8 protein-coding genes are annotated in these 14,291 nt (G+C 74.2%); 4 read left to right on the forward strand and 4 right to left on the reverse strand.

The features are described from left to right. Window positions 1-79: 79 nt before the first annotated feature. The 4 genes from ACQY0Z_RS10660 to ACQY0Z_RS10675 all read right to left on the reverse strand — a co-directional run bounded on the left by ACQY0Z_RS10660 (window position 80) and on the right by ACQY0Z_RS10675 (window position 7,975). Window positions 80-994 (reverse strand): carbohydrate ABC transporter permease, encoded by a 915-nt coding sequence (locus ACQY0Z_RS10660; protein WP_439812165.1) that lies wholly within the window; start codon window positions 992-994, stop codon window positions 80-82. Beyond that, complete coding sequence (locus ACQY0Z_RS10665; RefSeq protein ID WP_189905631.1) at window positions 991-2,340, reverse strand: carbohydrate ABC transporter permease; 1,350 nt, start codon at window positions 2,338-2,340, stop codon at window positions 991-993. Before ACQY0Z_RS10665 ends, ACQY0Z_RS10660 begins: the two co-directional genes overlap by 4 nt. A gap of 6 nt (window positions 2,341-2,346) precedes the next feature. After that, window positions 2,347-3,768, reverse strand: coding sequence for an ABC transporter substrate-binding protein (locus ACQY0Z_RS10670; RefSeq protein WP_439812166.1), 1,422 nt, complete (start codon window positions 3,766-3,768; stop codon window positions 2,347-2,349). Window positions 3,769-4,588: 820 nt separating this feature from the next. Beyond that, window positions 4,589-7,975, reverse strand: coding sequence for an FtsK/SpoIIIE domain-containing protein (locus tag ACQY0Z_RS10675; protein ID WP_439812167.1), 3,387 nt, complete (start codon window positions 7,973-7,975; stop codon window positions 4,589-4,591). A 510-nt stretch (window positions 7,976-8,485) separates the two neighbouring features. Here ACQY0Z_RS10675 and ACQY0Z_RS10680 point away from each other — a divergent pair. The 4 genes from ACQY0Z_RS10680 (at window position 8,486) to ACQY0Z_RS10695 (ending at window position 14,276) form a co-directional block, all read left to right on the forward strand. Then, on the forward strand, window positions 8,486-10,120 hold the full coding sequence (locus ACQY0Z_RS10680; RefSeq protein WP_439812168.1) for a serine/threonine-protein kinase: 1,635 nt from the start codon (window positions 8,486-8,488) through the stop codon (window positions 10,118-10,120). A gap of 109 nt (window positions 10,121-10,229) precedes the next feature. After that, entirely contained in the window at window positions 10,230-11,468 is a 1,239-nt protein-coding gene (locus tag ACQY0Z_RS10685) for a serine/threonine-protein kinase (RefSeq protein WP_347226491.1), read from the forward strand. 764 nt (window positions 11,469-12,232) lie between these two features. Then, the gene (gene prfB, locus ACQY0Z_RS10690) at window positions 12,233-13,339 is read left to right on the forward strand and encodes a peptide chain release factor 2 (RefSeq protein ID WP_019525814.1); all 1,107 of its coding nucleotides are present in this window, start codon (window positions 12,233-12,235) and stop codon (window positions 13,337-13,339) included. Between the two features lie 307 nt (window positions 13,340-13,646). Further along, window positions 13,647-14,276 carry an LPXTG cell wall anchor domain-containing protein gene (locus ACQY0Z_RS10695; RefSeq protein ID WP_381729040.1) on the forward strand — a complete coding sequence of 210 codons (630 nt, stop codon included), beginning with the start codon at window positions 13,647-13,649 and terminating at the stop codon, window positions 14,274-14,276. Window positions 14,277-14,291: the final 15 nt, after the last annotated feature.

Here is a 14,291-nt window from a genome sequence, read left to right on the forward strand (position 1 = left end):
GTGCGGCATCCGGGGGAATCGTGTCGCACGAAGGGGCGGACCTCGGCCGGTCCGCCCCTCAACCGCTCGTGCGATGTGCCTACTTGACGGCGCCCGCCATCACACCGGACACGAACTGCCGCTGGAACGCGAAGAACACCACCAGCGGCACCACCATCGAGATGAACGCGCCCGGCGCCAGCACGTCGATGTTGTTGCCGAACTGCCGTACCTGCGTCTGCAGGGCGACCGTGATCGGCTGGCTCCCCGAGTCGGTGAAGATCAGCGCGACCAGCATGTCGTTCCACACCCACAGGAACTGGAAGATGCCGAGCGCGGCGATCGCCGGACCGGCCAGCGGCATCACGACCCGCACGAACAGGCGCAGTTCGCCCGCGCCGTCGAGCCGGGCCGCCTCCAGCAGTTCCTTCGGGATCTCCGCGAAGAAGTTCCGCAGCAGGAACACCGCGAACGGCAGACCGAAGCCGACGTGGAACACCACCACGCCGGTCAGGGAGCCGAAGATGCCCAGCTTGCCGAAGAGTTCGGCGATCGGGATCAGCGCCACCTGCACCGGCACCACCAGCAGCCCCACCACGGCGAGGAACCACCAGTCGCGGCCCGGGAACTCCATCCACGCGAAGGCGTACCCGGCGAGCGCCCCGATCACCACCACCAGCACCGTCGCCGGCACGGTGATGTACACCGTGTTCAGCAGCGAGGCGGTGATGTCGTCGTTCTCCAGCAGGGTGCGGTACGCGCCGAAGGTCAGCTCGGACGGCTCGGTGAACACCGTCCACCAGCCGTCCACCGCCATGTCCTGCGGCGAGCGCAGACTGGCCAGCAGCAGCCCGACCGTCGGCACCAGCCAGAACAGGCCGACGACGATCAGGAACACGCGGACCGCGCCGCCGCTCACCCACCCGGCGAGCCGGGACACCGGCGACCGTTCCGCCCGGACCGGTTCGGCGGGCCGCGCGCCCGCCTTCGTGACGCTCCCGGCGTCCGCGCTCATCGCCGCACCTCCCGCCTCAGCCGCCGTACGTTGAACCACATCACCGGGATCACCAGCAGCAGCAGGAACACCGCGATGGCGCTCGCGACGCCCGGCTGGTCCTCGGAGAAGCCCTTGCGGTACAGCTCCAGCGCGAGGACGTTGGCGTCGTCCTGGGACGAGCCCGGCGCGATGATGAACACCAGGTCGAACACCTTCAGGACGTTGATCATCAGGGTGACGGTGACCACCGCGAGCACAGGCGCGAGCAGCGGCACCGTGACCCGCCGGAACACCTGCCACTCGTTGGCGCCGTCCACCCGGGCGGCCTCCAGCAGTTCACGGGGCATGCCCGCGAGCCCGGCCGCGATCAGCACCATCGCGAACCCCGCCCACATCCAGATGTACGAGCCGATCACGGCCGGGGTGACCAGCGACGGGCCGAGCCAGTCGAGGCCGTTGTACGGCTCCTCGAAGTTGCTCGCGGGCAGCCGCAGCTGCGCCCCGTCGGCCTTCGACGAGAAGGAGAACGTGCCGTCGGCGGCGGCCGTGGCCGTCTCCACCACCTTCCCGTCCTTCACCGCCTCGATCCGCATTCCGGCGTAGCCCAGCTCGGAGGGGTCCACCTGGTTGAGCGTGCCGACGCCCTTGCCGCGGGTGAAGTCCTGCCAGGCGGTGCCGGTGATCCGGTCGTCCTCCGGCTTCGGCGCCGCGGCGGGCTTCGCGTCGTCCGGCATCACGTCCGGGGCGACGCCCACCAGCGGCAGCGTCACCGTGTCACCGGCGCTCACCGTGTCCTTGGTGACGAACGCGCCCCCGCCGGCCGGCTCCAGCGGCGACTCCCGGCCCGGGTGCGCCTTCGGGAACGCCGAGGACTGGGCGAACGTGTCATGGACGCCCACCCACACGGCGTTCGCCACGCCCTTGTCCGGGTCCTGGTCGTAGACGAGGCGGAAGATGATGCCCGCCGCCAGCATGGAGATGGCCATCGGCATGAAGACGACCAGCTTGAACGCCGTTCCCCAGCGCACCCGTTCGGTCAGCACCGCGAAGATCAGACCGAGCGCGGTCGCCACCGTCGGGGCGAACACCACCCAGATGACGTTGTTCTTCAGCGCCGTGCGGATGCCCTCGTCGGTGAACAGCGCCTGATAGTTGTCGAACCCGGCGAAGGAGTCGCCGGACTGGTCGTAGAAGCTGCGGATGACCGAGTACCCGATCGGGTAGACCACGAGCGCCCCGAGCAGCACCAGGGCGGGCAGCAGGAACAGCGCCGCCACGGTCCCGCGGGTGCCGGTGACGCTCTTGCGCGACCTGGGAGCGGCAGGGGCCGTCTTCGCGGCCCCCGCCGCCGTGTCCGCCGCCATCGCCGGTCAGTTCCCGTACGCCGCGGCCGCGTCGGCCTCCAGCTTCGCCTGCGTGCCGGCCACGTCCGACGGGTTCTTCAGGAAGTCCTGCAGCGCCTTCCACTCGCCCTTGCCGGGCGTGCCGCCGAAGGCCTGCGGGGCCTGGTCGGACATGTCGAAGCGGAAGTCGTCGCCGGCGTCGACCAGCGCCTTGGCGATCGTCTGCTGGACCTCGTTCGGGTACGCCGACTGCGGCACGTTCTTGTTCGGCGAGAGGTAGCCGCCGAGCTTCGCGTGGATGGCCGCCGCGTCCGGGGAGGCGAGGAACGTCACCAGCGCCTGCGCCGCCTCGGAGTCCTCCAGGATCACCGCCGCGTCGCCGCCGGACACCACGGGCGGGGTGTCGCCGACCGCCGGGAACGGGAACACCTTCGCGTCGGTGCCCACCTCCGCCTTGGTCTCGCCGATGTTCACCTGCACGAAGTCGCCCTCGTAGACCATGCCGGCCTTGGGCTGGTCGCCGCCGGTGAAGGTCTGCGTCACGGACGCCGGGAACTCCGTCTGCAGGGCGCCGTTCGGGCCGCCCGCGACGTAGTCCTTCTTGCCCCAGACCTCCGCGAGGGTGGCCAGGGCCTCCTTGACGGACGGGTCCGTCCACTTGATCTCGTGCTTGGCGAGCTGGTCGTACTTCTCCGGGCCCGCCTGCGAGAGGTAGATGTTCTCGAACCAGTCGGTGAGGGTCCAGCCGTCGGCCCCGCCGACGGAGAACGGGGTGACGCCGGAGTCGTAGACCATCTGCGCGGTGTTCAGCAGCTCGTCCCACGTCTTCGGCTCGGACGCGCCGGCGTTCTCGAAGACCTGGGCGTTGTACCAGATCAGCGACTTGTTCGCGGCCTTGTAGTAGACGCCGTACTGCTTGCCGTCGACCTTGCCGATGTCCTGCCAGCCCTGCGAGTAGTTCTTCGCCAGCTCCTTGGTGGCCCCCGGGCCGAGCGGCTTGGCCCAGTTCTTCTCCACGGCCTGCTTGATCGCGCCGGGCTGCGGCAGCATCGCCACGTCCGGCGGGGCGCCGCCCGCGATCTTCGAACCGAGGAAGTTGATGATCGGGTCCTGGGCGGGGACGAAGGTCACCTTGGCGCCGGTGCGCTTCTCGAACTCCGCGAGGACCTGCTTGAAGTTCTTCTGCTCGGTACCCGTCCACACGGCCGCGACCTCCAGGGTCTGGCCGTCCAGCTTCGGCAGGGTGACGGTGGTTCCGGTGTCGCCGGACGCCTTGCCCTTGTCGTCGCCGTCACCGCCGTCGCCGTCGCCTCCGCAGGCGGTGAGGGAGACCGCGAGCACGCCGGCGGCCAGTGCCGCGGCGGCCCTGACGGCCCGTCGGGGTGGGAGAGCCGGCCCGTGCCGCCCGGCCGCCCCGCGTATCCGGAAGTTCCTGCTCGTCCTGCGCATGACTGCCCCGTTCTCGTACTCCGTCGTACTTGTCCGAACGTCGAGCGCTGTCCCGTGCGGTCTGGTCTACGCCGGGTGGGAGGGGGTGGCAAGAGCGCGTCCCGTGTCAACTCGGGGATCGTGATGCCGTCGTGACCGGGGGTCACCTGACGGCGCGGGTCCGCCTGCGGGCGGTCGGTGGCTGGGCGCGCCGTTCCCCGCGCCCCTGGGGGTGTTCCGCGGCGGCCCGCTTGCAGCGCCTCCGCTGCCGCCTTAGCTGCGGGCAGTCGTGCCTCCCCCAGTGCCTTGGGGGCCTGGGAGGTGCCCCCAGGGCGGCACGGGTGGGCGCAGGCGGCGCCTGGCAAGCGCCGTGAGCGAGGTTCGGTGCCTTACGCCCCGTGCCCCGGCACCGTTGCAGCGCCGGGTGCGGGTAGCCGGTGGTTGAGCGCGCAGTTCCCCGCGCCCCTGGGGGGTGCTTCCGCTGGGGCCAGCGGTAAGGGCCCTGCGTCGGGGCAGGCACGCCGCCGGGTGCGGGCGGTCGGTGGCTGGGCGCGCAGTTCCCCGCGCCCCTGGGGGCGTTTCGCAGCGGCCCGCTGACAGCACTCCGCCCCTGCCGGCGGGCGCGCAGTTCCCCGCGCCCCTGGAGGGTGCTTCCGCTGGGGCCAGCGGTAAGGGCCCCGCGTCGGGGCAGGCACGCCGCCGGGTGCGGGCGGTCGGTGGCTGGGCGCGCAGTTCTCCGCGCCCCTGGGGGCGTTTCGCAGCGGCCTGCTGACAGCACTCCGCCCCTGCCGGCGGGCGCGCAGTTCCCCGCGCCCCTGGGGGGTGTTTTCGGCGCGGCCGCTTACAGAAGCGACGGCACCCTGGGTGAGGCCACCTGGCGGGCCGCCCTGTCCAGGGCGCTGGCCAGGAGCGCGAGGTCCGTGGGGCCGTTGCCCAGCTCGCGTACCTGGCGTCGCGCCGGCGGGTCTCCCATCCGGTGCCATTCCAGCGGCACCACCGTCGGCCGCAGCGTCGCCGTCCGTGGGATTCGCCCCGTCACCCGGCCCCCCTGAAACTCCGTCCCCCGCCCGTCCGGCAGGACCAACCACCCACGCCCCGGCGCCGGATCCTCGGGCCCCCGCCCCACGACCACCGCGTCCAGCACCACCCGCAGCGACGCCTGCTTCACCGGCTCCGTCTGCGCCGTCCGGGGACACGGCGCCGTCGCGGCGACCAGGTGGACCCCCAGCCGCTCACCGTCCCGCGCGACCGCCTCCAGCGCCCGCATCACCGACCCCGCGGCCGGCCTCCCGGGCGCGCCGAGCGCGGGGGAGACCAGCTGGTCCAGGTCGTCCACGACCACCACAAGGCGGGGCAGCGCGGGCGCCGCCTGCGTCTTGCGCCGGTCCGCGCCCGGCCGCAGCCGCACCGTCGCACTGGGCGGCGAGTCCAGATCCCCGTTCCCGCCACTCGAGGCCGTCCGCTGCGCCACCATCCGGTCCGCCAGCTCCCGCCCCGTGTGCCACTCGGCGAAGTCCGACCGCCCCAGCAGCTCCGCCCGCCGCTTCAGCTCGGCGCTCAGCGACTGCGCGAACTCCCGCATCCGCACCGGGTCGTCGGCGCTCAGATGGGTGGAGACATGCGGCACGTCCGTGCACACCCGCAGCCCCTCACCGGACCCGGAGCGCCCGTCGACCAGCACGATCCCCAGCCGGTCCGGCCGCTCGGCCGCCGCCAGCGAGGCGACGACCGCCCGCAGCAGCTCCGTACGGCCGCTGCCCGCCGGACCCTCCACCAGCAGGTGCGGCCCGTCGGCGGCGAGGTCCGCGGTGACCGGCCCGCGCGGGCCCGCGCCCAGGACGGCGGTCGCGCGACCGCCCAGCGCGCCGGCGTCGTCGGCCGCGTCCGCCCACCGGGCCATCAGCGACGCCGGCGTGGCCCGGGCGAGGCCCAGTTCGTCGAGCAGCCGCGCCGACGGGGGCAGCGGCGCCGACACCCGCGGGTGCGGCCCGGCGGCGGGCCCGTCGGGCCGCAGCGGCGCGAGCGCCCGCGCGAACCGCTCCGCCCAGGCCGCGGACACCGCGTCCACGGTGGCGAGGGTGCCGTGCCCGACCGGGCCCGGCGGTGAGCCGTCGCCGGTCCGCGCCACCCGCAGCAGCCGCAGCGCGGTCGCCACGTCCCCGCTGAGCAGCGCGACCGCCCCGCAGTCACGGAACGCGGGCGCCACCGCGCAGGCCGCCTCGTACGTCTCCGTCACCGGGGACGCGGGCGAGGCGGCGGGCGTCTCGGCGAGGCACAGCAGATGGACGCCGGCGCGCGGCCCCTCCACCGCCAGCCGCGCCACGGCGTCCCGCACGTCGGCGCCGCCCGGGTCGCCGTCCACCACGACCACCGTGAACGGCCCGGTATCCGCCGGGGCCCCCGCGTGGTCGTGGTCGGCGAGGCGGCGCAGCAGCTCGTCGGCGCGGGCCGCGGCCTGCTCCCGGTCGTGGGCGAGGAGCAGCCGGCAGTCCTGGCCGTGCCCGGGCCGCAGATGGGGCAGCCAGCCCAGCCAGGACCACTCGGCGGTGCGCTCGTCCGAAGGACGGGACGGGTCCGCCGCGATCAGGACGATCTCCAGCGTGTCGGGGGAGTGCAGCGCGGCGAGCTGGGCGAGCGCCGCACGGGCCAGCCCGGCCAGCCGCTCGCGCGGTCCGGCCAGCCCCAGCGCGCCGACCTCGCGCAGCCCCACCGTCACGGGGACGACGGGCAGCAGCCCGGAGCCGTCCGGCGCGGGCCGGTCGGCGGTGCCGAGCCGCACCGCGAGCGCCTCGGGGTGGTCAAGGCCCCGCTCCCACAGCCGAGGGCCGGGACCGAGCGCGGTCAGCAGCAGGGTGGCCGGGTCCGGCCAGGTCTCGGGCTGCGCGGGGCCGGCGGGCGCCGGGGCGTACGCGGCTCCGCGCGCCGGGTCGTCGCGGAGGGCCGCGTCGGCGTCCCGCTCGGCCCGCCCGCCGGTGAGCCGCCGCGCCCAGGCGCCGATCCCGCCCCGCCTGCGCGCCCGCGCCGGCTCGGGGACGTCGGTGCCCCGTACGGGGGTGCCCTTGCGGGTGCCGTCGGGGGCGTCGGAGGTCTGCGCGGCGGTGGCGTCGGCGTACCGCCCGTCACGGGCGTCGCCGGTGGTGCGTCCCGTGGGGCCGACGGGCGGCGTCCCGGGGTGGGCGGTGGGCGCCTCGTCCCGCGTCTGGCCGTGCACGGGGTCCGCGTACAGACCGTGCGCCGGCCCCTGGCCCGCGTGCGTCTCGTCGGCCGGGGCGGGCCGGGACACCCGCCGCCCCTGCGGCATCCGCGGCACGTTCCCCTGGGCGGCGATCCGCACGGCGCGCTGCCCGGAGGCCCCGTCGTAGCGCCGCTCGGCCGCCGGGGGGCCGCTCTGCTCCGGCACATGGGAGATGGGGCCCGACGGAGGAGCCTCGGCGCGGGCGGGCGTGGCCCAGTCCGCGGAGCCGTGGGCGTGGCGGGTCGGGGCGCGCGGCCCCTCGGGGGCGCCCACGGGACCTCCCGGCGCTCCCACCGCGTCGCGCGCCGCCTCCCCCGTACGCGGCCCCGGCACCCGTACGTGTCCCTCCCCGTCCGGGGTGGTCGCCGTACGGGCGGACGGGCCTTCCGCCGGGGTCAGCCGCAGGGCGGACTCGCCGATGCGCAGCAGCGCGCCCGGGGTGAGCCGCACCGGGCGGGTGCCGACGGGGCGGCCGTCCAGCGTGGTGCCGTTGGTGGAGCCGAGGTCGGCGACGGAGACGCGGCCGTCCGCGCCGACCGTTACCGCGCAGTGCAGCCGGGAGACGTCCGGGTCGTCGAGCGGCACGTCGGCGTCGGCCGAGCGGCCTATGCGGATCTCCCCGCCGTGCAGCAGATGCACCCCGCCCGCGTCGGGACCCGCGACCACGTGCAGCCGGGTGGGGGCGGTGTCCAGCTCGGGGTGCGGCTCGGGCTCGCCGGGGGCGCCCACCGCCAGCACGGCGCCGTCGATCAGCGGCGGCTCGCCCAGCGTGCAGCGCTGGGCGTCGAGGCGCTGGTCACCCGCGTACAGGACGGGCGCGCCCGTGGAGCCCGAGGAGCCGTCACCGCCGGAGACCGCCGAGGCGAGCGCGGAGGCGACCGCGGCGAGGGCCGTGCCCGCGGGCGCCGTGACCAGCACGTCGCAGCTCACGGCCCGCTCCCGGACGGGGGAGGAGGGGCCCAGCGGGTCTACGACGGTCAGCCGGATCTGCATCGCCGTCAGTGGTCCCTTCTGCGCGGGCGCCCGCGGCACCGGGGGACGAAGCCGCCCCGCGGTCCCCCTCCGCGGACGTCCCCCACCGCCACACGCGCACGGTACGGCCAGTACTGCCCGCATCCTCGCACCTGTCACCGACAGCGCGCCCGCCTCCGGGCATCAAATGATCTTGATTGGTCGGCTCTGCCCGTAAAAATGCCTGACCAGTGATGCCCGGATGATCGTTCCGCGACGACTTGAGATCGGTCACGTCCGGCCCGCGGCAACCAACGGACAGAGTCGGGCGTCTTTCCGGCAGACTCCGCACACGCGGAATCCGCGGAGAATCCAGCGGAACCGTCGAAACCGTCGAACAGGAACGGGCACCGGTGCGTAAGACCCAGCACAGGGCGACGCAGAAGTCGGCCGGCCGGTATCCCGTGCGGCGGCACTACAGTGGGTCGGAACATTCCGCAGCAGGGTGGACCACGGTGTACGCCAGCCAGCAAGCAGCAGGGAGCGCATGACGTGCGGCCGGTAGGGAGCAAGTACCTGCTCGAGGAGCCGCTCGGACGCGGCGCCACGGGCACCGTCTGGCGCGCGCGCCAGCGGGAGACCGCGGGCGCCGAGGCGGCCGTGCCGGGCCAGCCCGGCGAGACCGTCGCGATCAAGGTCCTCAAGGAGGAGCTCGCGAACGACGCCGATGTGGTGATGCGCTTCCTGCGGGAGCGCTCGGTGCTGCTCCGGCTGACCCATCCCAACATCGTCCGGGTCCGCGACCTGGTGGTCGAGGGCGACCTGCTGGCGCTGGTCATGGACCTCGTCGACGGCCCCGACCTGCACCGCCACCTGCGGGAGAACGGCCCCTTCACCCCCGTGGCCGCGGCCCTGCTGACCGCGCAGATCGCCGACGCGCTCGGCGCCAGCCACGCCGACGGCGTGGTCCACCGCGACCTCAAGCCCGCCAACGTCCTGCTCAAGCAGCAGGGCGGCGAGCTGCATCCGATGCTCACCGACTTCGGCATCGCGCGCCTCGCCGACTCCCCGGGCCTGACCCGCACCCAGGAGTTCGTCGGCACGCCCGCGTACATCGCGCCGGAGTCCGCCGAGGGCCGCCCGCAGACCTCCGCCGTCGACATCTACGGCGCCGGCATCCTGCTGTACGAGCTGGTCACCGGCCGTCCGCCGTTCTCCGGCGCGTCCGCCCTGGAGGTGCTGCACCAGCACCTGAGCGCCGAGCCGCGCCGCCCGTCCACCGTGCCCGACCCGCTGTGGACGGTCATCGAGCGCTGCCTGCGCAAGAACCCCGAGGAGCGGCCCAGCGCCGAGAACCTGGCGCGGGGCCTGCGGGTCGTCGCCGAGGGCATCGGCGTGCACGCGAACTCCGCGCAGATCGCCGCCGCGGAGAACGTCGGAGCGCTCCTCGCCCCCGACCTCGCGCCCGCGCGGGTCCCCGGCGAGCCGTCCGCCCCGGGCGCCTCCGACCCCACGCAGGTGCTGCCGCAGAATCCGAACGGCGCCTACGACCCCAACGCCGCGACCAGCGTCCTGCCGCAGACCGGCCCGGCCGGCGCGGCCGACCCCACGGCCGTGATGCCCCCGGTGCCGCCCGGGCAGCCCGGCGGCGGCCCCGAGGACCCGCACCCCTGGCAGAACCAGCTCCGCGCGGCCCGCGACCGCAACGAGCAGACCCAGGTCCAGTACCTGGACCCCAGCCAGGACCCGCTGCGCCGCCGCCCCCAGCGGCAGGTGTCCCGGCAGCCCCAGCAGCCGCCGCAGCACCACCCCCAGCAGCCCGGCCCCGGGTACGGCTACCCGCAGCAGCCCCAGCCGCAGCAGTACGCCCCGCCGCCGGAGCGCCAGCGCCGCCAGGCGCCCCAGCCGCCGCAGCGGTACGCGCCCCCGCCGGAGCCGCAGCGCCCCACGCGGGAGCCGCGTCGGCGCAGCGCCAACCCGATGCGCATCCCCGGCCTGGGCTGCCTCAAGGGATGCCTGTTCACGCTGCTCATCCTGTTCGTGGCGAGCTGGCTCATCTGGGAGCTGAGCCCGCTCCAGGACTGGATCGGCACCGGCAAGGGCTACTGGGACCAGCTCAGCGACTGGTTCGGCTCGGTCACGGGCTGGATCGAGAAGCTGGGCGGTCCTTCGGAGCCGACGAACTAGGCTTGTCTGCCGCTTTGTCGACATCTGGGGGCCGATTTCCGGGTCTCCCGTGAAGGCCACCTGTCCGGACGCGTAGCTTTGGCGACAACACGCGTCGGTAGGAGCAGTCTTGGCACGGAGAATCGGCAGCCGGTACACCGCCCATCAGATCCTCGGGCGGGGCAGCGCCGGCACGGTGTGGCTGGGAGAGGGCCCCGAGGGGCCCGTCGCCATCAAGCTGCTGCGTGAGGATCTCTCCTCGGACCAGGAGCTCGTCGGCCGCTTCGTGCAGGAGCGGACGGCGCTGCTCGGTCTGGAGCATCCGCACGTGGTGTCCGTGCGGGACCTGGTCGTCGACGGCAACGACCTCGCGCTGGTCATGGACCTCGTCCGGGGCACCGACCTGCGCACCCGGCTCGACCGGGAGCGCAGGCTCGCCCCGGAGGCCGCGGTGGCGATCGCCGCGGACGTCGCGGACGGCCTGGCGGCGGCGCACGCGGCCGGGGTCGTCCACCGCGACGTCAAGCCGGAGAACGTCCTGCTGGACATGCAGGGCCCGCTCGGCCCCGGCGGCTCGCACCGCGCCCTGCTGACCGACTTCGGCGTGGCGAAACTCATCGACACCCCGCGCCGCACCCGCGCCTCGAAGATCATCGGCACGCCGGACTACCTGGCCCCGGAGATCGTCGAGGGCCTCCCGCCGCGCGCCGCCGTCGACATCTACGCCCTCGCCACAGTCCTCTACGAGCTGCTCGCGGGCTTCACCCCGTTCGGCGGCGGCCACCCGGGCGCGGTGCTGCGCCGGCACGTCACCGAGTCGGTGGTGCCCCTGCCCGGCATCCCGGACGAGCTGTGGCAGCTGCTGGTGCAGTGCCTGGCCAAGGCCCCCGCCTCCCGTCTGCGCGCCTCCGAGCTGGCCGCCCGGCTGCGGGAGCTGCTGCCGCTGCTGGCAGGGATGCCGCCGCTGGACGTGGACGAGCCGGACACCGAGCAGGCCGAGGAGGCCGCCGAGGAGCTGTCCGGCGCCGCCCCCGCCGCAGGACAGCCGGTACGCCGCCGGGGCGCGGTCCCGCTGGTGCCGGGCGCCCGGCCCTCCGACTCCAACCGCGACACGCACACGTCGATGCGGGTCCCCGCGCCCGACGAACTGGCCGGCGGAGCCCACGGCACGGCCCGCGCCCCCCGGGCCGCGGGCGCCCCCCGCCCCGGCTCGGCCCGCAACAGAGCGGTGACACGCCGCCGCCGCCTCACCCTGGCCGTGGCGGCCGCCCTCCTCGCGGCAGGAGGCGTAGCCACCTGGCTGGCCACCTCCGACGACACCCCGTCCCCACCCCCGGACATGGAGAACTCGGCCCCGGCGACCCCGTGAGCCGCGCCCCACGGGGGCGCGGGGAACTGCGCAAAGGGGGTTCGGGGGCGAAGCCCCCAGGACGCGAGGGAGACCTGGGGCACCCGGCAGGCCACGGTAGGAGAGCCCCTTCAGGGGCGCGGGGAACTACGCGAACGGGGGTCCGGGGGCGGAGCCCCCGAGACCGCCCACGGGGGCGCGGGGGACTGGCGAAGGGGGCTGGGGGCGAACCCTCCGGGGACGCGAGGGAGACCTGGGGCACCCGGCAGGCCACGGTAGGAGAGCCTCTTCAGGGGCGCGGGGAACTGCGCGAACGGGTGTCCGGGGGCGGAGCCCCCGAGACCGCCCACGGGGGCGCGGGGGACTGGCGAAGGGGGCTGGGGGCGAACCCTCCGGGGACGCGAGGGAGACCTGGGGCACCCGGCAGGCCACGGTAGGAGAGCCTCTTCAGGGGCGCGGGGAACTGCGCGAACGGGTGTCCGGGGGCGGAGCCCCCGAGACCGCCCACGGGGGCGCGGGGGACTGGCGAAGGGGGGCTGGGGGCGAACCCTCCAGGAACGCGAGGGAGACCTGCGGCACCCGGCAGGCCACGGTGGGACAGCCCCTTCAGGGGCGCGGGGAACTGCGCGAACGGGGGTCCGGGGGCGGAGCCCCCGAAGCCGCCCACAGGGGCGCGGGGAACTGCGCAAAACGGGGTTCAGGGGCGCAGCCCTTGGACGAGGGGGAGGGAGCCGGGCGCCCCCGCCCGGCATGGCCCGCGGCGGGAAGCCGTTACGCTGGAGGGCGTGGCAGTCGTCGACGTATCCGAAGAGCTCAAGTCCCTCTCCTCCACCATGGAGTCCATCGAGGCCGTCCTGGACCTCGACAAGATGAGGGCAGACATCGCCGTGCTCGAGGAGCAGGCGGCCGCGCCGTCCCTCTGGGACAACCCGGACGAGGCGCAGAAGATCACCAGCAAGCTGTCCCACCTCCAGGCGGAGGTCAGGAAGGCCGAGGCCCTGCGCTCGCGGATCGACGATCTCGCCGTGCTCTTCGAGATGGCCGAGGAGGAGGACGACCCGGACACCCGCGCGGAGGCGGAGTCGGAGCTCGTCTCGGTCAGGAAGGCACTGGACGAGATGGAGGTCCGCACCCTCCTCAGCGGCGAGTACGACTCCCGTGAGGCGCTGATCAACATCCGCGCCGAGGCCGGCGGCGTGGACGCCGCCGACTTCGCCGAGAAGCTCCAGCGCATGTACCTGCGCTGGGCCGAGCAGCGCGGCTACAAGACGGAGCTGATCGAGACCTCGTACGCGGAGGAGGCCGGCATCAAGTCGACCACCTTCGCCGTGCACGCGCCGTACGCCTACGGCACCCTCTCCGTCGAGCAGGGCACGCACCGCCTGGTGCGCATCTCGCCCTTCGACAACCAGGGCCGCCGCCAGACGTCCTTCGCGGGCGTCGAGGTGCTGCCCGTCGTCGAGCAGTCCGACCACGTCGACATCGACGAGTCCGAGCTGCGCATCGACGTCTACCGTTCCTCGGGCCCCGGCGGCCAGGGCGTGAACACCACGGACTCCGCGGTCCGCATCACGCACCTCCCCACCGGCATCGTGGTCTCCTGCCAGAACGAGCGCTCGCAGATCCAGAACAAGGCCACGGCGATGAACGTCCTCCAGGCCAAGCTGCTGGAGCGGCGGCGCCAGGAGGAACAGGCCAAGATGGACGCCCTCAAGGGCGACGGCGGCAACTCCTGGGGCAACCAGATGCGTTCGTACGTGCTGCACCCGTACCAGATGGTCAAGGACCTGCGCACGGAGTTCGAGGTGGGCAACCCGGAGGCCGTGTTCAACGGCGAGATCGACGGGTTCCTCGAGGCCGGAATTCGCTGGCGCAAGCAGCAGGAGAAGTAAGACCTCTCCCGCACACCGATTTGTCGACAAGCCAACTGCCGCTGATGCAGCGGCAGTTGGCTTGTCGTGTCGGGGATGTCCGGGATTTACATCACACTCACAGCTTCCGTGTCCGGCAAAGCGTGCGGAGCCGGACATCGCGTACGCAACGCCCTTGACGTTCTTTTGGAAAGTGGGAAGGGTGGCGCGTGGCATGCGCATTTCTGGGGCGCATGTGAACCGGGGGGCGTTTCACCACAGTTACCTCCGTTGATCACGGCCCCGGGCGCTGCCTCACTGACGATGAGCTACTGGGGGTAGCAACCACATGACCAAGAAGACGCGGATCCGTGTCGCTCGTATCGCGGCCGGTGCCGTGATAGCGGCCGGCGCCTCGCTCACGGCGGCCGGCGCCGCCTCCGCCCTCGAGATCGGCGTGAGCGCCGAGGCGAACGACGCGGGCCTCGGCCTGGGCGTCAGCCTGAGCGCCGGCGACGAGGACCCGGGCGACGGTGGCGACGAGACGGAGGACCCGGGCGACCCGGAGGAGCCCACCGGCCCGCCTAGTGAGCTCCCCACCGAGCCGACGGAGGACCCGGAGGAGCCCACCGAGGACCCCTCCATCCCGGAGGAGCCCACCGAGGAGCCCACCACCCCGGAGGAGCCCACCGAGGACCCGACCGAGGAGCCCACCGAGGCGCCCTCCGAGTCCGCCCCCGGCGGCGGCCTCGACCCCGACGGCGGCGCCTCGCCGCAGGAGGAGGGCTCCTCCTCCCTGACCGACACCGGCGAGGAGGCCCCGGCGGCCTCGGCGCAGGGCAACGGCAAGGAGCTGGCCGAGACCGGCGCCGCCGAGACCACCTTCCTGGTGATCGGCGCCGCCACGATGATCGCCGGCGGTATCGGCTTCCGGGTGCTCCCGCGCCTGATGACCGGCCGCGGCGGCGCCGCCGCCTGACGGTGGCCGCGCGCG

The organism is Streptomyces sp. P9-2, assembly GCF_051903975.1.
In the GTDB taxonomy this organism is placed as follows: Bacteria; Actinomycetota; Actinomycetes; order Streptomycetales; family Streptomycetaceae; genus Streptomyces; species Streptomyces cellulosae.